The sequence below is a fragment of the uncultured Acetobacteroides sp. genome (assembly GCF_963667355.2).
GTDB lineage: Bacteria > Bacteroidota > Bacteroidia > Bacteroidales > ZOR0009 > Acetobacteroides.
In genome coordinates, this window is sequence record NZ_OY763328.2 from 3208075 (window position 1) to 3229391 (window position 21317).

General features: G+C 47.7%; 13 protein-coding genes, 1 tRNA gene and 2 rRNA genes. 14 read left to right on the forward strand and 2 right to left on the reverse strand.

Going from position 1 to position 21317, the window contains the following annotated elements:
• Positions 1-3: 3 nt before the first annotated feature.
• From tuf to ACHZA1_RS13315, 11 genes are all read left to right on the forward strand, one after another.
• On the forward strand, positions 4-1191 hold the full coding sequence (tuf, locus tag ACHZA1_RS13265; protein WP_320052348.1) for an elongation factor Tu: 1188 nt from the start codon (positions 4-6) through the stop codon (positions 1189-1191).
• A gap of 44 nt (positions 1192-1235) precedes the next feature.
• Positions 1236-1308 (forward strand) — tRNA-Trp (locus tag ACHZA1_RS13270).
• A gap of 18 nt (positions 1309-1326) precedes the next feature.
• A complete protein-coding gene (gene secE, locus ACHZA1_RS13275) occupies positions 1327-1515 on the forward strand; it encodes a preprotein translocase subunit SecE (RefSeq protein ID WP_320052349.1) in 189 nt (62 codons plus the stop codon).
• 18 nt (positions 1516-1533) lie between these two features.
• The gene (nusG, locus tag ACHZA1_RS13280; RefSeq protein ID WP_320052350.1) at positions 1534-2085 is read left to right on the forward strand and encodes a transcription termination/antitermination protein NusG; all 552 of its coding nucleotides are present in this window, start codon (positions 1534-1536) and stop codon (positions 2083-2085) included.
• Between the two features lie 21 nt (positions 2086-2106).
• Positions 2107-2547, forward strand: a complete 441-nt coding sequence (gene rplK, locus ACHZA1_RS13285) for a 50S ribosomal protein L11 (RefSeq protein ID WP_320052351.1) — start codon at positions 2107-2109, stop codon at positions 2545-2547.
• 21 nt (positions 2548-2568) lie between these two features.
• Positions 2569-3264 (forward strand): 50S ribosomal protein L1, encoded by a 696-nt coding sequence (rplA, locus tag ACHZA1_RS13290; RefSeq protein WP_320052352.1) that lies wholly within the window; start codon positions 2569-2571, stop codon positions 3262-3264.
• A gap of 18 nt (positions 3265-3282) precedes the next feature.
• Positions 3283-3810, forward strand: coding sequence for a 50S ribosomal protein L10 (gene rplJ, locus ACHZA1_RS13295; RefSeq protein WP_320052353.1), 528 nt, complete (start codon positions 3283-3285; stop codon positions 3808-3810).
• A gap of 35 nt (positions 3811-3845) precedes the next feature.
• Positions 3846-4220, forward strand: coding sequence for a 50S ribosomal protein L7/L12 (gene rplL / locus ACHZA1_RS13300; RefSeq protein WP_320052354.1), 375 nt, complete (start codon positions 3846-3848; stop codon positions 4218-4220).
• Positions 4221-4323: 103 nt separating this feature from the next.
• Positions 4324-8136, forward strand: coding sequence for a DNA-directed RNA polymerase subunit beta (rpoB, locus tag ACHZA1_RS13305; protein ID WP_320052355.1), 3813 nt, complete (start codon positions 4324-4326; stop codon positions 8134-8136).
• A 66-nt stretch (positions 8137-8202) separates the two neighbouring features.
• Positions 8203-12483, forward strand: coding sequence for a DNA-directed RNA polymerase subunit beta' (rpoC, locus tag ACHZA1_RS13310; RefSeq protein ID WP_320052356.1), 4281 nt, complete (start codon positions 8203-8205; stop codon positions 12481-12483).
• A gap of 73 nt (positions 12484-12556) precedes the next feature.
• Positions 12557-12874, forward strand: a complete 318-nt coding sequence (locus tag ACHZA1_RS13315; RefSeq protein ID WP_320052357.1) for a DUF3467 domain-containing protein — start codon at positions 12557-12559, stop codon at positions 12872-12874.
• A gap of 449 nt (positions 12875-13323) precedes the next feature.
• Here the strand turns inward: ACHZA1_RS13315 and ACHZA1_RS13320 are convergent, their stop codons facing one another.
• Together ACHZA1_RS13320 and ACHZA1_RS13325 are read right to left on the reverse strand one after the other, a co-directional pair.
• Positions 13324-13536, reverse strand: a complete 213-nt coding sequence (locus tag ACHZA1_RS13320) for a hypothetical protein (protein ID WP_320052358.1) — start codon at positions 13534-13536, stop codon at positions 13324-13326.
• A 299-nt stretch (positions 13537-13835) separates the two neighbouring features.
• Positions 13836-14390 carry a DUF255 domain-containing protein gene (locus ACHZA1_RS13325; RefSeq protein ID WP_320052359.1) on the reverse strand — a complete coding sequence of 185 codons (555 nt, stop codon included), beginning with the start codon at positions 14388-14390 and terminating at the stop codon, positions 13836-13838.
• Positions 14391-14546: 156 nt separating this feature from the next.
• On the opposite strand from ACHZA1_RS13325, the gene ACHZA1_RS13330 reads away from it, so the two are divergent.
• From ACHZA1_RS13330 to ACHZA1_RS13340, 3 genes are all read left to right on the forward strand, one after another.
• Positions 14547-16004 carry an aminoacyl-histidine dipeptidase gene (locus ACHZA1_RS13330; protein ID WP_320052360.1) on the forward strand — a complete coding sequence of 486 codons (1458 nt, stop codon included), beginning with the start codon at positions 14547-14549 and terminating at the stop codon, positions 16002-16004.
• 671 nt (positions 16005-16675) lie between these two features.
• Positions 16676-18195: ribosomal RNA gene (locus tag ACHZA1_RS13335) — 16S ribosomal RNA — on the forward strand.
• 198 nt (positions 18196-18393) lie between these two features.
• Positions 18394-21271, forward strand: a 23S ribosomal RNA gene (locus ACHZA1_RS13340).
• The 16S and 23S rRNA genes sit together here, the layout of an rRNA operon.
• The last annotated feature ends 46 nt before the right edge of the window (positions 21272-21317 follow it).

The window sequence follows — 21317 nt, forward strand, 5'->3', positions numbered from 1 at the left end:
GTTATGGCTAAAGAAAAATTTGACAGATCGAAGCCTCACGTAAACATAGGTACCATCGGTCACGTAGACCATGGTAAGACTACCCTTACTGCTGCAATTACTACTGTACTTGCAAAGAGAGGGTTGTCAGAGTTGAGAAGCTTTGACTCAATTGACAATGCACCTGAAGAAAAGGAGCGTGGTATTACCATTAATACTGCTCACGTTGAGTACTCAACTGAGAATCGTCACTACGCGCACGTGGACTGTCCAGGTCACGCCGACTATGTAAAGAACATGGTAACTGGTGCTGCTCAGATGGACGGTGCTATCCTAGTAGTTGCTGCTACTGACGGTCCTATGCCACAAACTCGTGAGCACATTCTTCTTGCTCGTCAGGTAAACGTTCCTAAAATCGTTGTTTTCCTTAATAAGGTTGACATGGTTGAAGACGAAGAAATGCTTGAACTTGTTGAAATGGAAGTTCGTGAACTTCTTAGTTTCTACCAATTCGATGGTGACAACGCTCCTGTAATCCGCGGTTCTGCTCTTGGTGGCCTTAACGGCGAAGCTAAGTGGGAAGATAAGATTATGGAACTTATGAACGCTGTTGATGAGTACATCCCAATTCCTCCACGTGACAACGAAAAGCCATTCCTTATGCCAGTTGAAGATGTATTCTCGATTACTGGTCGTGGTACTGTTGCTACTGGTAGAATTGAAACTGGTGTTGTTAAGGTTGGTGAAGAAGTTCAGATCATCGGTCTTGGTGAAGAGCCAAAGAAGTCAGTATGTACTGGCGTTGAAATGTTCCGTAAACTTCTTGATCAAGGTGAAGCTGGTGACAACGTAGGTCTACTTCTTCGTGGTATTGACAAGAAGGATATTCGTCGTGGTATGGTTATCGCTAAGCCAGGGTCGATCACTCCTCACACTAAGTTTAAAGCTGAGATTTATGTACTTAAGAAAGAAGAAGGTGGACGTCACACCCCATTCCACAACAAGTACCGTCCTCAATTCTACCTACGTACTTTGGACGTAACTGGTGAAATTACCCTTCCAGAAGGTGTAGAAATGGTAATGCCTGGTGATAACGTAACTATCACTGTTGAGCTTATCACTCCAGTTGCTCTTAACCAAGGTCTACGTTTTGCTATCCGCGAAGGTGGTAGAACTGTAGGTGCTGGACAGATTATTGAAATTGTTGAGTAATTTATAACTTCTAGGATTGGTCTTTGCTGACCAATCCTATTTTTACGGGTGTAGCTCAGTTGGTAGAGCATCGGTCTCCAAAACCGAGTGTCGGGCGTTCGAGTCGCTCCTCCCGTGCTTCAGAAAATTAGACCTATGAGAATTAAAGAATATTTCAAAGAGTCTTATAACGAACTCAAAAATAAGGTTTCCTGGCCTTCATGGAGTACGTTGCAAAATAGCGCAATAGTTGTTATGATTGCTTCCCTACTATTCGCTATTGTAGTTTTTGCAATGGACATCACCTTCAGGAATCTTATGGAGTTAATCTACAGCATGCTGTAATAAAAATAGGAAAGAGCGATGAGCGAAACCGAAAAAAAGTGGTATGTCCTAAGAGCAATTGGTGGCAAGGAAAAAAAGGCAAAGGAGTATATCGAAAACGAGATACGTAACCGAGGCCTTTCTGATTTTGTTTCCCAAGTGCTTATTCCTACTGAGAAGGTTTACCAGATTAGAAATGGTAAAAAGATCAGCAAGGAGAGGATACACTATCCCGGTTATATTCTTATTGAAGCGGCGCTAGTAGGTGAAATTCCTCATATTTTGACCAACATTACTAATATCATCGGCTTTTTAGGAGATCCTAGAAACCAAAACGCTCCTATCCCTCTCAGGAATGCGGAGGTTAACAGGATTCTTGGTCGTATTGATGAGCTTACAGAAGGCGAAGAGGAAATTTCTATTCCTTATGTGGTTGGCGAATCGGTTAAAGTAATCGATGGACCATTCAACGGATTCAATGGTGTCATTGAAGAAGTAAATGAGGATAAGAAAAAGCTCAAGGTAATGGTTAAAATTTTTGGCAGAAAGACTCCTCTGGAGTTGAGCTTTATGCAAGTTGAAAAAGAGTAGTTAAACTAAGTAAAAACTGCTATGGCTAAAGAAGTCGCTGGACTTATTAAGTTGCAGATTAAAGGTGGCGCAGCAAATCCATCACCACCAGTAGGACCTGCTTTAGGTTCTAAGGGTGTGAATATTATGGAGTTCTGCAAACAGTTCAATGCCAGGACACAAGACAAGGCCGGAAAGGTTCTTCCTGTCATTATTACTGTTTATAGCGATAAGTCGTTTGACTTTATCGTAAAACAACCACCAGTAGCTGTTCAACTTAAAGAGGCAGCCAAAATTCAATCTGGTTCTGCTGAACCAAACCGTAAGAAAGTTGCCACCATTACATGGGAGCAAGTAAGGGCTATTGCACAAGACAAGATGCCTGATATGAACTGCTTTACCTTGGAATCGGCAATGAAAATGGTTGCTGGTACAGCAAGAAGCATGGGAATTACCGTACAAGGCGAATTCCCTCAATTGTAATAATAAATACTGCGTGCAGAAATGAGTAAACTTACCAAAAATAGGAAGCTAGCTTTATCGAAGGTTGAGCCAGGCAAGGTTTACAAGTTATCGGAAGCTGCAGAATTGCTAAAGGAACTATCCTTTACCAAGTTCGATGCTTCAGTAGATATCGACGTACGCCTTGGTGTAGATCCTCGCAAAGCTAACCAGATGGTTAGAGGCGTTGTGACCCTACCTCATGGTACCGGTAAGCAGACCCGCGTATTAGTACTCTGCACCCCTGATAAGGAGCAAGAAGCCACTGAGGCTGGAGCCGATTATGTAGGTCTTGACGAATACATCGACAAGATCAAGGGGGGATGGACCGATGTTGACGTGATCATCACTATGCCTAGCGTAATGGCTAAGGTGGGTGCTCTTGGTCGTATCCTTGGTCCTCGTGGTCTGATGCCCAACCCTAAGACCGGAACTGTTACCATGGAAGTGGGAAAAGCAGTGAAGGAAGTTAAGAGCGGTAAGATCGATTTCAAGGTAGATAAGTTTGGTATTGTTCATACCTCAGTAGGTAAGTTGTCTTTCGAGCCTAATAAGCTTGTTGACAATGCGCACGAGTTCTTGAACACAATTATCAAACTTAAGCCTTCTGCTGCGAAGGGTACTTATATGAAGAGTATTTACCTTTCTTCGACAATGAGCCCCGGCTTACAAATTGATCCTAGATCAATTAACGAGTAATTTTTTAACCTTGTTACTATGAGAAGGGAAGAGAAAAACGTTATTATCAATGGTTTAGCCGAGCAACTCAAGAATTCTCCTCATTTTTACCTAACTGATATTTCAGGTTTAAATGCGGAAGACACCGCAGCACTAAGAAGACAATGCTTTGAGAAAGAGATTACCCTTATCGTTGTAAAGAACACTTTACTTCGTAAGGCGCTCGAGCAAATCGAATTTCAAGGCACTGAGTTGTTCGACGTGCTTAAGGGGTCCACTTCGATTATGCTAACCGAAAAGAACAATGTTCCTGCTAAACTAATTAAAGAGTTTAGTAAGAAGAATAAGCTTCAAAAGCCAGTTCTTAAAGGTGCATTCGTAGAGGATACCGCTTATATCGGTGAAGCAAGCCTAGAAGAACTTGTTAACATCAAGTCTAAGGAAGAGCTTATCGGCGATATCATCAGCCTATTGCAATCTCCAGCGAAGAACGTTATATCTGCGCTGCAATCGGGCGGAAATATTTTATCGGGTGTTGTTAAGACCCTATCTGAGAGAGAAGAATAGTAGTTTAGTCAAAATTTTTTTTAAAACGAAGTAAAATGGCAGATCTTAAGAAATTTGCAGAAGAATTGGTTAATTTATCTGTAAAGGAAGTTAACGAATTAGCTAAGATTCTCAAGGACGAGTACGGCATCGAGCCTGCTGCTGCTGCAGTTGCTGTAGCTGCTGCACCTGCTGCTGGAGAAGCCGCTGCTGCTGAAAAAACTCAATTTGACGTTATCTTGAAGTCAGCCGGTGGTGCTAAACTTCAAGTAGTGAAGGTTGTTAAGGAAATGACTGGTCTTGGTCTTAAAGAAGCAAAAGACCTAGTTGACGGCGCTCCTAAGGCAGTTAAGGAAAAAGTTTCTAAGGAAGAAGCAGAATCAATTAAAGCACAACTTGAAGAGGCTGGAGCTGAAGTTGAAGTTAAATAGCATTTACCTAGTAAGTAGGTAATTTGGGTTTAGAATCTAATTTTATTAGATTCTAAGCCTTTTTGTTGTTTTTTCTAACTTTAGTTCAACAAATCTTGAAACGATGTCTCTAAACAAAAACAGCCAGCGAATCAGCTTTTCATCAACGAAACATCAGCTATCATACCCTGATTTTCTTGAGATACAGCTTCAATCATTCAGGGATTTCTTTCAAATGGAAACCACGCCCGAAAATAGAAAAAATGAAGGGCTCTACAAGGTTTTCATGGAAAATTTCCCTATTACAGATACCCGAAATAACTTCGTTTTAGAGTTTATCGACTATTTCATTGACCCACCACGCTATGCGTTGGATGAGTGTCTTGAAAGGGGCTTAACTTATAGCGTTCCGCTAAAAGCTAAGCTAAAGTTGTATTGTACAGACCCTGAACACGAAGACTTTGATACCGTGATTCAGGATGTCTATCTGGGTACCGTTCCTTACATGACTCCTAAGGGAACATTCGTTATCAACGGTGCCGAGCGCGTTGTAGTATCTCAGCTTCACCGCTCACCAGGCGTGTTCTTTGGGCAAAGCGTACACGCAAATGGAACAAAACTATATTCTGCCCGTGTAATCCCTTTCAAAGGATCGTGGATTGAATTTGCTACTGATATTAATAGCGTGATGTACGCCTATATCGACCGTAAGAAGAAGTTGCCTGTAACGACTCTTCTTCGTGCGATTGGCTACGAAACGGATCGCGATATTCTTGAAATCTTTGATCTCGCTGATGAAATCAAGGTTTCTAAAGTAAATCTGAAAAAGTTTATTGGTCGAAAGCTGGCTGCTCGTGTGCTTAAATCGTGGATTGAGGACTTCGTTGATGAAGATACTGGAGAAGTTGTATCGATTGAGCGTAACGAGGTAATTATCGACCGTGACGTTGTTTTAGAGAACGATCATATTGATGAAATTCTTGAGTCGGGAGCAAAGACTATCCTCCTTCACAAGGACGAGGGTATAAATGCCGATTTCTCGATCATCAATAATACCCTTCAAAAGGATCCTTGTAATTCCGAAAAAGAGGCAGTGGTGTATATCTATAGGCAACTTAGAAATTCTGAGCCACCAGATGAAGCTACTGCTCGTGATGTTATTGACAAGTTGTTCTTCTCCGATAAGCGCTATGACTTGGGAGAGGTTGGACGTTACCGTATCAACAAAAAGCTTAATCTTAACATCGACTCGGATACTAAGGTGTTGACTAAAGAAGATATTATCAACATTATTAAATATCTTATCCAGCTTATTAACTCAAAGACTGACGTTGATGATATTGACCATTTGTCGAATCGCCGCGTGAGAACTGTAGGAGAACAGCTGGCTAATCAGTTTAGTGTTGGTTTAGCTCGTATGGCTCGTACAATTCGTGAGCGTATGAACGTACGCGATAATGAGGTATTTACGCCAGTCGATCTGATTAATGCTAAAACGCTATCTAGCGTTATTAACTCGTTCTTTGGAACAAACCAGTTATCTCAGTTCATGGATCAAACCAATCCTCTTGCGGAGATGACTCATAAACGCCGTCTTTCGGCGTTAGGACCTGGAGGTCTTTCGCGTGAGCGTGCTGGATTCGAGGTTCGTGACGTACACTACACGCACTACGGGCGTTTGTGTCCTATCGAAACTCCTGAAGGTCCAAATATCGGACTTATTTCTTCGCTTTGCGTTTTTGCAAAGATCAACCATCTTGGATTCATAGAAACTCCTTATCATAAGGTTGTAGAAGGGAAGGTTGACTTTGAAACCGAAGGCCTTGTATACCTCTCTGCAGAAGAGGAAGCTGGAAAGATTATTGCGCAGGCAAGTGTTCCATTGAATGAAGATGGTACGTTTGCTACCAATCGCATTAAATCGCGTATGGAAGGCGACTTTCCAATCGCTGAACCAGAGCAGGTGAAACTGATGGATGTTGCTCCAAATCAGATTGCTTCGATTGCTGCATCGCTTATTCCGTTCCTTGAGCATGATGACGCAAACCGTGCGTTGATGGGATCTAACATGATGCGTCAGGCTGTGCCACTTCTTCAGCCTGATGCTCCTATTGTAGGAACTGGTTTGGAAGGCGAAGTTGTGCGCGATAGCCGTACGCAAATTGTGGCAGAAGCAGATGGTGTTATTGAATACGTAGATGCTGCTGAAATACATCTGCGCTACGATATGACCGAGGAAGAACGTTATGTGAGTTTCGATCCCGAGATTAAAGTTTACAAACTTCCAAAGTATCTTAAGACCAACCAGAGTACCTCTGTCAACCTTCGTCCGATTGTAGAAAAGGGGCAAAGGGTTGTAAAGGGAGAAATTCTAACAGACGGTTATTCTACCGAAAATGGAGATTTGGCTCTTGGTCGAAACCTTAAGGTGGCGTTCATGCCATGGAAGGGGTATAACTTTGAGGACGGTATTGTAATCTCTGAAAGGCTTGTTCGTGAGGATATCTTTACTTCTGTTCATGTTGATGAATATATTATGGAGGTTCGTGATACCAAGCGCGGATTGGAAGAACTTACTTCTGATATTCCTAATGTAAGTGAAGAAGCAACACGTAACCTTGACGAAAACGGTATGATCCGTATTGGAGCAACCGTTGAGCCTGGTGATATTCTTATTGGTAAAATTACGCCAAAGGGTGAATCTGATCCCACTCCTGAAGAGAAACTGCTACGTGCAATTTTCGGCGATAAAGCAGGAGATGTGAAGGATGCTTCGCTAAAGGCATCTCCATCTTTGCGTGGTGTAGTAATAGATAAGAAACTGTTCTCTCGTTCTCTTAAGGACAAGAAGGGAAAAGTCAGCGAAAAGGTACTTCTGCAAAAGGTTGATGATGAGTTCGAAAAGAAGACTAACAACCTTAAGGTAAAACTTGTCGATAAGTTGTTCAATCTTGTTAATGGTAAAACTTCTCAGGGAGTTCAGGATTATTACGGAACTGAACTTGTTGGTAAGGGGGTTAAGTTTACCCAAAAGGTACTTGTTGAACTCGATTACCTAAGCGTAAATCCGAATAAGTGGACAACAGATAAGGATAAGAATAATATAATCAAGAACCTGATTAATAACTATATTGTTAAATTCAAGGAACTTGATGCAGAAGCAAAGAGAAAGAAGTTCAACATCTCTATTGGGGATGAACTTCCAACAGGAATTGTTCAACTTGCTAAGGTTTATATTGCCAAGAAGCGTAAGATTCGAGTAGGGGACAAGATGGCAGGTAGACACGGTAACAAGGGTATTGTTGCCAAAGTTGTACGTGACGAGGATATGCCATTCCTAGAGGACGGAACAATTGTTGATATTATTCTTAACCCTCTTGGTGTACCATCTCGTATGAACCTTGGTCAGATATACGAAACCGTATTAGCTTGGGCAGGTAGAGAACTTGGTGTTAAGTTTGCAACTCCAATTTTTGATGGTGCTGAACTCGATCAAATTGGCGAGTATACCGATAAGGCAGGCGTTCCTCGTAACGGTAAGTCATACCTTTATGATGGAGGTACTGGTGATCGCTTTGACCAACCTGCAACTGTAGGTATCATTTACATGCTGAAACTTGGTCACATGGTTGACGATAAGATGCACGCGCGTTCTATTGGACCATACTCGCTTATCACTCAGCAGCCACTTGGAGGTAAAGCACAGTTTGGTGGTCAACGTTTCGGGGAAATGGAAGTTTGGGCACTTGAAGCATTCGGTGCGTCGAACATCCTCCAAGAAATTCTTACCATTAAATCTGACGACGTTATGGGGCGTGCTAAAGCTTACGAAGCAATCGTTAAGGGTGAGCCGATGCCAGCTGCTGGTATTCCAGAATCGCTTAATGTGCTTCTTCACGAGCTTCGCGGCTTAGGATTGAGCGTTAACCTTGAGTAACAAACATAGAGCCTCCCTACTTTTGTAGGGTTGGCTCATTTTTATCGAATATAATAAGCTCAAAATATGTCATTCAGAAGAGAGAATAAGGTTAAAACCAACTTCACCAAAATCTCTATTGGACTAGCCTCTCCGGAAGAGATCCTCGAGCGCTCTAGTGGCGAGGTTTTGAAGCCTGAGACAATCAACTACCGTACATATAAGCCTGAGCGTGACGGACTTTTCTGCGAGCGCATTTTTGGTCCTGTAAAGGATTACGAGTGCCACTGCGGTAAGTACAAGCGTATTCGCTACAAGGGTATTGTTTGCGATAGATGTGGGGTTGAAGTTACCGAGAAGAAAGTTCGCCGTGAGCGTATGGGACACATCTCGTTGGTGGTTCCTGTTGCTCATATTTGGTACTTCCGTACTCTTCCTAATAAAATTGGTTACCTTCTTGGTATTCCTTCAAAGAAACTTGATGCTGTTGTATACTACGAACGTTATGTAGTAATTCAGGCAGGTATTAAGGCTGTTGACGGGATCAAAGAGATGGACCAACTTTCTGAAGAAGAATATCTAGATATTCTAGATACGCTTCCAAAAGAAAACCAGTATCTTGATGATAGCGATCCAAACAAGTTCATTGCAGGGATGGGTGCTGAGGCGCTTTACCAACTGCTTGAACGTACTGAGTTGGATGATTTATCATACTCGTTACGACACAAGGCAAATACAGAAACTTCTCAGCAACGTAAGAGTGAGGCACTAAAGCGTCTTAATGTTGTTGAAGCTTTTAGAGAATCAAAGGGCATCAATCGTCCTGAATGGATGATTCTAAAGGTGGTTCCTGTAATTCCTCCAGAACTACGTCCGCTTGTGCCCTTGGATGGTGGTCGCTTTGCAACATCTGACCTTAACGACCTTTACAGACGTGTTATTATCCGTAACAATCGTCTGAAAAGATTGATAGAAATTAAGGCTCCTGAGGTAATTCTTCGCAACGAAAAGCGTATGCTTCAAGAGGCTGTTGACTCTCTATTCGATAACTCTCGTAAGTCGAATGCGGTTAAGACAGAAGCTAACCGTCCATTGAAGTCGCTTTCTGATTCGCTAAAGGGTAAACAAGGACGTTTCCGTCAGAACTTGCTCGGTAAGCGTGTCGATTATTCGGCTCGTTCGGTTATTGTCGGCGGTCCTGAACTTAAGATGCACGAATGTGGTATTCCTAAGGACATGGCTGCTGAACTTTACAAGCCATTCGTTATTCGTAAGCTTATCGAGCGTGGTATTGTAAAGACCGTTAAGTCTGCTAAAAAGATTGTTGACCGTAAGGATCCGGTTGTTTGGGATATTCTTGAAAATGTTATCAAGGGGCATCCTATAATGCTAAACCGTGCACCAACCCTTCACCGTTTGGGTATCCAGGCATTCCAGCCAAAGCTTATAGAAGGAAAAGCAATTCAGCTGCACCCACTTTCATGTACCGCATTCAACGCGGACTTCGATGGTGACCAGATGGCGGTTCACCTTCCTCTAGGCAACGCTGCAATTCTTGAGGCCCAAATTCTAATGTTGGGTGCTCACAATATCCTTAACCCTGCTAATGGCGCACCTATCACCGTACCATCTCAGGACATGGTTCTTGGTTTGTACTACATTACCAAGGAGCGTAAGGGGGCAAAGGGTGAAGGAACTATTTTCTATAGCCCTGAAGAGGTGATTATTGCCTATAACGAAAAGGCTGTAGAACTTCACGCAATAATTAAGGTTAACTACCCACAATACGATGCTGATGGCAATGTTATTGGTCATGAGCTAATCGATACTACTGTTGGTAGGGTGATCTTTAACCAAAATGTACCTTACGAAATGGGCTTTATCGACGAGTTGGCTACTAAAAAGTCGCTTAGAGATACTATTTCGCAGGTATTCAAGAAGTGCGGTACTGCAAAAACGGCTAAGTTCCTCGATGATATCAAGGACCTTGGTTATGGGATGGCATTCCGTGGTGGTCTATCGTTTAATCTTGACGACGTGCTTATTCCAAAGGAAAAGCAGGAACTCATTCGCGATGGATATGCTCAGGTTGATGAGGTGGTTGCCAACTATAACATGGGTTTCATTACCAACAACGAGCGCTACAACCAGATTATCGACATCTGGACACATACCAACGCCAAGATTACCCAGATTCTGCTAAAGCAGCTTAAGGAAGACCGTCAAGGCTTCAACTCTGTTTACATGATGCTTGACTCTGGGGCTCGTGGATCTAAGGAGCAGATTCGTCAGCTTTCGGGTATGCGTGGTCTGATGGCGAAGCCTCAGAAATCTGGTGCCGAAGGAGGTCAGATTATCGAAAACCCAATTCTTGCAAACTTTAAGGAGGGGCTATCGGTACTTGAATACTTTATTTCTACCCACGGTGCTCGTAAGGGTCTTGCGGATACCGCGCTTAAGACGGCTGATGCGGGTTACCTAACTCGTCGTCTGGTTGACGTATCGCATGACGTAATTATCTCTGAAGTAGACTGTGGAACGCTTCGTGGTCTTGTTGCAACTGCAATCAAGAATAACGAGGATGTTGTTGAGACGCTTTATGAAAGAATTCTTGGACGTACTACCGTTCATGATATATTCCATCCGCTCACGGGTAAGCTAATTGTTGCTGCTGGTGATGAGATAACCGAGGAGATTGCTTCTGAAATTGAAGAATCACCAATCGAACAGGTTGAAATTCGTTCGGTACTTACCTGCGAATCGCGTAAGGGAGTATGTGCGAAGTGCTACGGGCGTAACCTTTCGACTAGCCGAATGGTTCAGATCGGAGAGGCTGTTGGTGTAATTGCTGCACAGTCAATCGGAGAGCCCGGTACGCAGCTTACCCTTCGTACCTTCCACGTGGGTGGTACTGCAGGTAACCTTGCTACAGACTCTAAGGTTATTGCTCGCTACGATGGTCGCATCGAAATCGATGAGCTTCGTACCGTTCAAAAGGTGGATGGCGAAGGTAAAAATGTTGACGTTGTTATTGGTCGTTTGGCTGAAATGCGCATCGTTGACAAGAATACCAGCATAACTCTTTACACTCACGCAATTCCATACGGTTCTATCCTTTACATGAAGGATGGTGATGAAGTGACAAAGGGTGATCTAGTAGTTGAGTGGGATCCATATAACGCGGTTATAATTTCGGAGTTTACTGGTAAGATTGCCTTTGATAATGTTCAGGAGGGTATTACCTACCGCGAAGAGTCTGACGAGCAAACCGGATACCGCGAGAAGGTGATCACTGAATCGCGCGATAAGACGAAGAACCCAGGCATTAAGATTGTTTCTGATGCTGGAGAAGAGTACAAATCGTATAACCTACCAGTTGGCGCGCACATTGTTGTAGAAAACGACAATCCTGTTAAGGCTGGTGATATTCTGGTTAAGATTCCTCGTGCAGTTGGTAAGGCAGGTGACATCACCGGAGGTCTTCCTCGTGTAACCGAGCTCTTCGAGGCACGTAATCCTTCGAACCCTGCTGTGGTTTCGGAAATTGACGGTGAAGTATCTCTTGGCAAGATCAAGCGTGGTAACCGCGAGATTGTGGTAACCTCGAAGCTTGGCGAAGTGAAGAAGTACCTTGTGCCACTTTCACGTCAGATCCTTGTTCAGGAGAACGACTACGTTCGTGCCGGAATTCCGCTTTCTGATGGTGCAACTACCCCAAGCGACATCCTTGCCATCCAAGGTCCAACCAAGGTTCAGGAGTATATCGTTAATGAGGTTCAGGAAGTGTACCGCCTGCAGGGTGTAAAAATTAACGACAAGCACTTTGAGGTTATCGTTCGTCAGATGATGCGCAAGGTGGAAATCGTTGATGCTGGGGATACCAAGTTCCTTGAAAAGCAAATTGCGGATAAGTGGGACTTCATGACCGAAAACGACTGGATCTATGACAAGAAGGTTGTTATTGATTCCGGCGATTCGAAGAATGTTAAGGCAGGACAGATCATCACGGCTCGTAAGCTTAGGGATGAGAACTCCATCCTTAAGCGTAAGGACCTTAAGCTTATTGAGGCTCGCGACGCAATTCCCGCAACATCGAACCAGATTATGCAAGGTATTACCCGTGCTGCGCTTCAAACCGGCAGTTTCATGTCGGCAGCATCCTTCCAGGAAACGACGAAGGTGCTTAACGAAGCCGCTATCCACGGTAAGATCGACTACCTAGAGGGCATGAAGGAGAACGTAATCTGCGGAAAGTTAATCCCCGCAGGTACAGGTCTTCGCCAGTTTGACAGGCTAGTGGTTGGCTCTATGGATGACTACCAGGGCCTGATGAGATCGAAATCGCACGACGATATTACCGAAGAGTAATCGTTGATATACTATAGGAAACCGGGGCTTGTCCCCGGTTTTTTTATACATTTACCCGAAATAAATTCATGAAATGGAAGATAGCAATCAGCATCCAGACCTAAACATTGAGCTAAACGACGAAGTGGCTCAAGGGGTATACTCGAACCTTGTCGTTATTTCGCACTCGTCCTCTGAATTTGTACTCGATTTCATTAGAATTATGCCTGGGATGCCCAAGGCTCAGGTAAAATCTCGTACGATTTTAACTGCCGAACATGCCAAGCGTTTGCTAATGGCCCTTCAGGACAATATTCAGAAATACGAGCAGCATTTCGGCGAAATTAAGATTAAGGAGATGGAACCTATTATTCCAATGCCTTTTTCGAGTAGCAGCAACGGGCAGGCTTAGCAGCAGGGGCGGGTAAAGACGGGTATGGCATCTTCTGATTGCCATGCCGTTCTTAATTTCTCTTTGTACTTATGTTGATTGTCCAAGAAAGCGAAAGAATATGGAATCGCACAGCTATCGGGTTAGCCTATAGCTGTGCGGTTTTCTTTTTTCAAGGAGGGGTGAACTTCTGGGCAATGTGCTGGGAATACGTTGTGATGTATCTATTGCTTCGCCAGATGGGGTTGGTTGAAAATAGGTCAACGCAAAGTTGGAGTGCTGGTATTTCCCTTTGTTGATTTATGCGGGAACTCTATTGTTCTGCATCTCGCTAATGTGTCGATGCTGAGCTTAGCGGGATGGCCGTTTATTTGGTTGGGCGCGCGAGATGCTGTGTGCTGCCAGTTTGGCGTATGTAGTGTTGGTTTATGGTTTTACACCGCCAGTTTGGCGTATGTTACGCCAGTTTGTTATTCTGCACTGCCGGTTTGGCGTATGTTGGGCCAGTTTGCTGTTGTGTACTGCCAGTTTGACGTAGTTTGCGATAGTTTTGCGTTCCGTATTGCCAGTTTGCCGCTGTGCAGCGTAAGTTTGGGCTGTGCACGGGCCTTTGGGCGTTGGGTGGCGGTAGTGCCTACGATGGCGTGTCGGGGGATAGCGCTTACGGTAAATCCAAGTGCCATAAGCGAGCGGTTGCTGGTAGCAGCTGTAAATTGCACCTCTTAAACTGCTATCTGACTACTCCGGTAAGTTGCGGCGCCCCGTATTTGAGACTCATATCGCCAACGATGCCGTAGTAGGAGCCGGTGAGGTGCTGGGATACGAGGCCAACTCAAATGGCTGCATACCATTGGGCATGTAAGCTGTCAGGTCAAACCATGATTTCTAACCACATTCCCTTCCCAAAAAAGTCATGGTACACAGCAGCCCATCATCGAGCATTTACCGGCAAGAGGCTATGTCTGCTTTCGTTCTGCCGATGTTAAGGTGCCGGTGTTTCCTGAGGTGCCGTTGCTTTTGCCTGCTCTTGCTTCATGAAATCTTCGAAGCTCATGCTTTTATAAAGGTCGGCTTTGAGGTACTTAAGGATGGGCAGCAGCTGCTGGGGCTTTTGGTAGCCGGATAGCAGCGTTAGCACGTTCTGCGACTCATCAAGGTAGGCGGTTGTCGGATATCCAATGCTACCATTCGAGATGGCAAGCACAAATGTATTTATCGATCTTCCGTTGGTTGTTTCGAGGGAGTAAACCTTGCCCTTGTAGGTAAAGGAGCCTTGCTTCTCGGCATTCAGCTTCACCGCGTAGTAGTTTTCGGTGATGTAGCTCGCCACCGCAGGGGTGCTGAAAGTCTCCCTGTCCATAACCTTGCACCAGCCGCACCAATCGGTGTAGATATCAACGATGATTTTCTTCGGATTCTTCTCCGAAGCGCTCAGCGCCTCCTCAATGGTCATCCATCGAATTGGAGATGGCTCCTGCGCTTTTGACGCGAATGCTAGCAGCATAAGTGCGGCAAATAGGTACTTTGTTAGCCTCATAAGTCGGTTCAAGTTTTCTGCGAATATAGGAACTATCGGCAAGACAACTATTTTGAGGGGCCTTATTAAGCAAGGGCGCCGCTAATAAATGTTAATTTAATTGGGGCCTAAACTGAAAAAAGAGTGTATATTTACGCATCAAGAAATCCAATTACTATGAATAAAGACATAAAGGGATTAAACCCACAGCTGATTTGGAAGCATTTTTATGCGCTCACCCAGATTCCTCGTCCATCGGGACACGAAGAAGCCTCCGCACAATACGTTATGAACTTCGCCAAGGAGCAAGGGCTCGAGGCATTCCGCGATGAGGTGGGCAATGTTATCGTTCGTAAGCCAGCGACCGCTGGAATGGAAAACCGCAAGGGGGTTGTGCTTCAGGGGCACCTCGACATGGTTCCCCAAAAGAATAGCGACAAGGCTCACGACTTCGAGAAAGACCCTATCGAGGCTTACATCGATGGCGATTGGGTTACCGCCAACGGGACCACCCTCGGAGCCGACAACGGAATGGGCGTTGCTGCATCGTTGGCTGTGCTCGAGTCTAAAGATATCGCACACGGTCCAGTCGAAGTTCTTATGACTATTGATGAGGAAACCGGAATGACCGGCGCTTTTGGGCTAAAAGGTGGCGTGCTAAAGGGCGATATTCTGCTTAACCTCGATTCGGAGGACGAAGGCGAACTTTACGTAGGTTGTGCTGGTGGCACCAATGCAAATGTAAAGTTCGAGTATAAGGAAGAGGCTGCACCTGCCGGAATGGTTGGCTACGACCTCGAAATCCGTGGTCTAAAAGGTGGGCACTCCGGCATGGAGATTATCCTTCAGCGTGGAAACTCCAATAAGCTAATGTTCCGCTTCCTTTACGAAGTTATGGGCATGGGCGTTCGCGTAAGCAGCGTTGATGGAGGTAGCTTGCGCAATGCCATCCCTCGCGAGTGCTTCGTTAAGGTTGCAGTACCTACAGCAAAGGCCGCAGAGTTCGAGGCAAAGGTGAAGGAGTTTGAAGCAATTTACCTTGCCGAATACGCTTTGGTTGACGAAAACTTAACCTTTAAGGCAAGCAAAGGCGATGTTCCTGCAAAAGTGATGGATGCTGAAACGCAGAACAAGCTAACCTATGCCATTTATGCATGTCCAAATGGGGTTGTTCGCATGAGCGATTCGATGGTAGGCCTGGTAGAAACATCCAATAACCTTGCTCGTGTAGAGGTGAAGAGTGGGGCAGGGCAGGTGCTTTGTTTGCTCCGTAGTTCGGTTGATAGCGCAAAGCTCGACCTTGAGCGTCAAATCTCCAGCGTGTTTACCTTAGCAGGTTTCGAAGTTTGGATGGATGGGCAGTATCCCGGATGGAAGCCAAATCTAAGTTCTCCAATCCTCACTACCATGCAGAATGTTTACCAGAAGATGTACGGGAAAGTACCAACCATCAAGGCTATTCATGCCGGGTTGGAGTGTGGTCTACTAGGAGGCGTATATCCAAGCTGGGATATGATTTCGTTTGGGCCAACCATTCGCTACCCTCATTCACCAGATGAGAAGGTAAAGATCGATACTGTGGATAAATTCTGGAACTTCTTGGTAGAAACACTAAAGAATGTCCCCGTAAAATAGTGGAGAAAATATGTCTCTAATAGATATAAAGGCTCGCGAAAGCGGGCCTTTAGTTTTTAGTAGTATCAAGAGGAGGTAGTCGGTTCGGCTGATAGTAAGGAGCCATTTTGGGGCAGGGCGAGCCTGCCGGAGGCGGAACTAGGTGCTGCACCAGCACCTGTCTCCGGTTCTTTTTTCAAAAAAACATTCCCTTCAACGGCCTCTTACAAAGGCAAGCAACGTTCGTTAACGCGTTAAGGTATGGTGTAGGGGTTGCGGAATCGGAAAATAGGCGTACTTTTGCATCCGCAATCGGGAACAACGGCGCCTTCGCAGGGAGGGCTAGCGGGAACGGGAGCGAGGCTCTTTAACATAAGCGGCTTAGGAGGTAAGCCGGAACGGACGAGGGAGTAGCGAGAGCACCGGCCGCCCAGAAGGGTTTTAGGACGGAAAGCCGCGAAGGGGCAACCGAAAAAAAAGTTGGCCAACCGCTTGGAAGTTTCGAAATAAAGCCTACCTTTGCAGCCCGCAAATGAGGGAGCGGGTCGCTGAGAAGCGGCAAAAAGTAATAGGTTCTTTGAGGAAGTGCAGTGAAAAGATAGAAAACGATTAGGATGATTTATTAGACTAACGTAATCCTGATGGGCTAAGGAAACAACAGGGGAAGCAATTCCCCGAAATCAACATCTTCTACTATGGAGAGTTTGATCCTGGCTCAGGATGAACGCTAGCGGCAGGCCTAACACATGCAAGTCGAGCGGTAGAGGACCTTCGGGTCCTTGAGAGCGGCGCACGGGTGCGTAACGCGTATGCAACCTACCCTTTACAGGGGAATAGCCCGTCGAAAGGCGGATTAATGCCCCATGGCTCCCAGGTCCGGCATCGGATTTGGGGTAAAGATTTATCGGTAAAGGATGGGCATGCGTGCCATTAGCTTGATGGTAGGGTAACGGCCTACCATGGCTACGATGGCTAGGGGTTCTGAGAGGAAGGCCCCCCACACTGGGACTGAGACACGGCCCAGACTCCTACGGGAGGCAGCAGTGAGGAATATTGGTCAATGGGCGCAAGCCTGAACCAGCCATGCCGCGTGCGGGAAGAAGGCGCTACGCGTCGTAAACCGCTTTTGTCTGGGGGTAACCGCAGGGACGTGTCCCTGCCTGCAAGTACCAGACGAATAAGGGTCGGCTAACTCCGTGCCAGCAGCCGCGGTAATACGGAGGACCCGAGCGTTATCCGGATTCATTGGGTTTAAAGGGTGCGTAGGCGGCCCGGTCAGTCAGCGGTGAAAGGCTCCTGCTCCACAGGAGAGCTGCCGTTGATACTGCTGGGCTAGAATCTTAGCGAGGCGGGCGGAATGCGCGGTGTAGCGGTGAAATGCATAGATATCGCGCAGAACGCCGATTGGGGAGCCAGCTCGCCAGCTGAGTATTGACGCTGAGGCACGAAAGCGTGGGGATCAAACAGGATTAGATACCCTGGTAGTCCACGCCGTAAACGATGATGGCTCGCTCTTGGCCTGCAAGGGTCAGGGGCTTAGCGAAAGCGTTAAGCCATCCACCTGGGGAGTACGCCGGCAACGGTGAAACTCAAAGGAATTGACGGGGGCCCGCACAAGCGGAGGAACATGTGGTTTAATTCGATGATACGCGAGGAACCTTACCCAGGCTCGAACGCCGAACGAATATGGGGGAAACTTCATAGCCAGCAATGGCGGTCGGCGAGGTGCTGCATGGTTGTCGTCAGCTCGTGCCGTGAGGTGTCGGCTTAAGTGCCATAACGAGCGCAACCCCTATCGGTAGTTGCCAGCGGGTTAAGCCGGGAACTCTACCGAGACTGCCAGCGCAAGCTGCGAGGAAGGCGGGGATGACGTCAAATCAGCACGGCCCTTACGTCTGGGGCGACACACGTGTTACAATGGCCGGTACAGAGGGCAGCCACCCAGCGATGGGGCGCGAATCTCGAAAGCCGGTCGTAGTTCGGATCGGAGGCTGCAACCCGCCTCCGTGAAGCTGGATTCGCTAGTAATCGCGCATCAGCCATGGCGCGGTGAATACGTTCCCGGGCCTTGTACACACCGCCCGTCAAACCATGGGAGCTGGGGGGACCTGAAGTGCGTGACCGCAAGGAGCGCCCTAGGGTAAAACCGGTGACTGGGGTTAAGTCGTAACAAGGTAGCCGTACCGGAAGGTGCGGCTGGAACACCTCCTTTCTGGAGCGCCATCAGGGCGAAATCTGAGAGCTGCACTTCCCAAAAGATATTGAGCGCCACGAGGCAGACGGCCGCATCGGATGCGGGTGGCGCGCAAACGGTAAATCCGGCTTTAAAACCCGGAGGCACCAGAAGATCTTTGACGTTTGAGGACGAAGCGGCGCATGCGACGGAGTTGATCTCCGGCGGGTGCGCGGAAAGGAGTAAGAAAAGGGCGCACGGGGGATGCCTTGGGTCCTATAGGCGACGAAGGGCGTGGCAAGCTGCGAAAAGCCGCGGGGATCGGCAAGCACGAATCGATCCGCGGATACCCGAATGGGGCAACCCACCTGGCTGAAGGCCAGGTATCCGGAGCAATCCGGAGGCGAACGGGGAGAACTGAAACATCTAAGTACCCCCAGGAGAAGAAAACAATAGTGATTCCCCGAGTAGCGGCGAGCGAAAGGGGATTAGCCCAAACCCATCCGGTTACGGCCGGGTGGGGGTTGTAGGGCCTCCATTACCAACCACGAGCGAAGCTGAAGCCGCTGGAAAGCGGTGCCATAGCGGGTGACAGCCCCGTAGGCGTAGGCGAGTGGGCGGGGGAGGAACCCTGAGTAGGGCGGGGCACGAGAAACCCCGTCTGAATCTGGCAGGACCATCTGCCAAGGCTAAATACTCATAGGACACCGATAGTGAACCAGTACCGTGAGGGAAAGGTGAAAAGTACCCCGAATAGGGGGGTGAAAAAGACCCTGAAACCGTGCGCCTACAAGCGGTCGGAGCCCTTTAGTGGGGTGACGGCGTGCCTTTTGCATAATGAGCCTACGAGTTGCTCCTGTCCGGCAAGGTTAAGTGCGGTTACGTACGGAGCCGAAGCGAAAGCGAGCCTGAATAGGGCGAATAAGTCGGACGGGGCAGACGCGAAACCTTGCGATCTACCCATGGCCAGGATGAAGTTCCGGTAATACGGAATGGAGGTCCGAACCAATAAGCGTTGAAAAGCTTCTGGATGAGCTGTGGGTAGGGGTGAAAGGCTAATCAAGCTGGGAAATAGCTCGTACTCCCCGAAATGCCTTTAGGGGCAGCCTTGGACTTACCACCATGGAGGTAGAGCTACCGATTGGATGCGAGGGCCTCACCGCCTATCAAATCCTGACGAACTCCGAATGCCGTGGTGCGATATCCAGGAGTGAGCCGGCGGGTGCTAATGTCCGTCGACGAGAGGGAAAGAACCCTGACCGCCAGCTAAGGCCCCCAAGAGGCGGCTAAGTTGATGAAACGATGTGCGGCTGCAGCGACAGCTAGGATGTTAGCTTGGAAGCAGCTATTCATTTAAAGAGTGCGTAACAGCTCACTAGTCGAGCGGCTGCGCGTGGATAATAATCGGGCATCAAGCCGTCCGCCGAAGCTGCGGATAAGAAATTATGGTAGGGGAGCATTCCACCGGCGGTGAAGCTGGGCCGTAAGGTCTGGTGGAGCTGGTGGAAAAGCAAATGTAGGCATGAGTAACGACAAGGCGGGTGCGAAACCCGCCCACCGATAGACCAAGGTTTCCTGATCAACGCTAATCGGATCAGGGTAAGGCGGGGCCTAAGGCTAACCCGAAGGGGGATGCCGATGGACAGACGGTTAATATTCCGTCCCTGGCCAGCGCTGCGATGGGGCGACGAAGGAGTGAAAGGACCGCCCGGCGACGGAATGCCGGGTTGAAGGGTGTAGGTATAGGGTGTAGGTTAATAGCCGGATCCTGCCGAACCTGATAGTACCGCGAGCCCACGGGCAAGCGGATAGCGTCCCTAATCCGACTTCCAAGAAAACCCCCTAAGCATCAGGCGCTGGGCACCCGTACCGCAAACCGACACAGGTGGTCAAGGAGAGAATCCTGAGGTGCTCGAGTGAATCACGGCTAAGGAACTCGGCAAACTAGCCCCGTAACTTCGGGATAAGGGGCCCCCACGGTGACGTGGGGCGCAGCGAAGAGGTCCAGGCGACTGTTTACCAAAAACACAGGGCTCTGCGAAACCGAAAGGTGAAGTATAGGGCCTGACACCTGCCCGGTGCCGGAAGGTTAAGAGGAGAGGTCATCGTAAGAGAAGCTTTGAATCGAAGCCCCGGTAAACGGCGGCCGTAACTATAACGGTCCTAAGGTAGCGAAATTCCTTGTCGGGTAAGTTCCGACCTGCACGAATGGTGTAACGATCTGGACGCTGTCTCAGCCGTGAGCTCGGTGAAATTGTAGTATCGGTGAAGATGCCGATTACCCGCAACGGGACGGAAAGACCCCGTGCACCTTCACTGCAGCTTAGCGCTGGTTCTGGGGTGGCGATGTGTAGGATAGGCTGGAGGCTGTGAAGGCGGTACGCTAGTATCGTTGGAGCCGACGTTGAAATACAGCCCTTCGCCACTTCGGGGCCTAATCCCTGATAGGGAGACACCGCTTGGCGGGTAGTTTGACTGGGGTGGTCGCCTCCAAAAGAGTAACGGAGGCTTCCCAAGGTGCCCTCAGCGCGAATGGCAACCGCGCGTGGAGTGCAATGGCACAAGGGCGCTTGACTGTGAGGCCGACAAGCCGAGCAGGTGCGAAAGCAGGGCATAGTGATCCGGTGGTTCCGCATGGGAGGGCCATCGCTCAAAGGATAAAAGGTACGCCGGGGATAACAGGCTGATCGCCGCCAAGAGCTCACATCGACGCGGCGGTTTGGCACCTCGATGTCGGCTCGTCACATCCTGGGGCTGGAGAAGGTCCCAAGGGTTCGGCTGTTCGCCGATTAAAGTGGCACGCGAGCTGGGTTCAGAACGTCGTGAGACAGTTCGGTCCCTATCTGTTGCGGGCGTAGGAAGTTTGAGGGGGTCTGACCCTAGTACGAGAGGACCGGGTTGGACGAGCCTCCGGTGTACCAGTTGTTCCGCCAGGAGCACCGCTGGGTAGCCGCGCTCGGTTGGGATAAGCGCTGAAAGCATCTAAGCGCGAAGCCTGCCTCAAGATGAGACTTCCCTTAAGGGCCGTGGGAGACTACCACGTTGATAGGCCGCAGGTGTACGCGCAGCAATGCGCTTAGCCGAGCGGTACTAATTGCCCGAACGAGCTCCGAGAGGGCCGCGCCCTTAGCGGGCAGACGCCGCTTCGTCCGAAGAATGTC

Excerpts from the sequence above, each read along its gene's own strand:
- tuf (WP_320052348.1), top strand. The coding sequence starts at position 4 with ATGGCTAAAGAAAAATTTGACAGATCGAAGCCTCACGTAAACATAGGT.
- secE (WP_320052349.1), top strand. The coding sequence starts at position 1,327 with ATGAGAATTAAAGAATATTTCAAAGAGTCTTATAACGAACTCAAAAAT.
- nusG (WP_320052350.1), top strand. The coding sequence starts at position 1,534 with ATGAGCGAAACCGAAAAAAAGTGGTATGTCCTAAGAGCAATTGGTGGC.
- rplK (WP_320052351.1), top strand. The coding sequence starts at position 2,107 with ATGGCTAAAGAAGTCGCTGGACTTATTAAGTTGCAGATTAAAGGTGGC.
- rplA (WP_320052352.1), top strand. The coding sequence starts at position 2,569 with ATGAGTAAACTTACCAAAAATAGGAAGCTAGCTTTATCGAAGGTTGAG.
- rplJ (WP_320052353.1), top strand. The coding sequence starts at position 3,283 with ATGAGAAGGGAAGAGAAAAACGTTATTATCAATGGTTTAGCCGAGCAA.
- rplL (WP_320052354.1), top strand. The coding sequence starts at position 3,846 with ATGGCAGATCTTAAGAAATTTGCAGAAGAATTGGTTAATTTATCTGTA.
- rpoB (WP_320052355.1), top strand. The coding sequence starts at position 4,324 with ATGTCTCTAAACAAAAACAGCCAGCGAATCAGCTTTTCATCAACGAAA.
- rpoC (WP_320052356.1), top strand. The coding sequence starts at position 8,203 with ATGTCATTCAGAAGAGAGAATAAGGTTAAAACCAACTTCACCAAAATC.
- ACHZA1_RS13315 (WP_320052357.1), top strand. The coding sequence starts at position 12,557 with ATGGAAGATAGCAATCAGCATCCAGACCTAAACATTGAGCTAAACGAC.
- ACHZA1_RS13320 (WP_320052358.1), bottom strand. The coding sequence starts at position 13,536 with ATGGCACTTGGATTTACCGTAAGCGCTATCCCCCGACACGCCATCGTA.
- ACHZA1_RS13325 (WP_320052359.1), bottom strand. The coding sequence starts at position 14,390 with ATGAGGCTAACAAAGTACCTATTTGCCGCACTTATGCTGCTAGCATTC.
- ACHZA1_RS13330 (WP_320052360.1), top strand. The coding sequence starts at position 14,547 with ATGAATAAAGACATAAAGGGATTAAACCCACAGCTGATTTGGAAGCAT.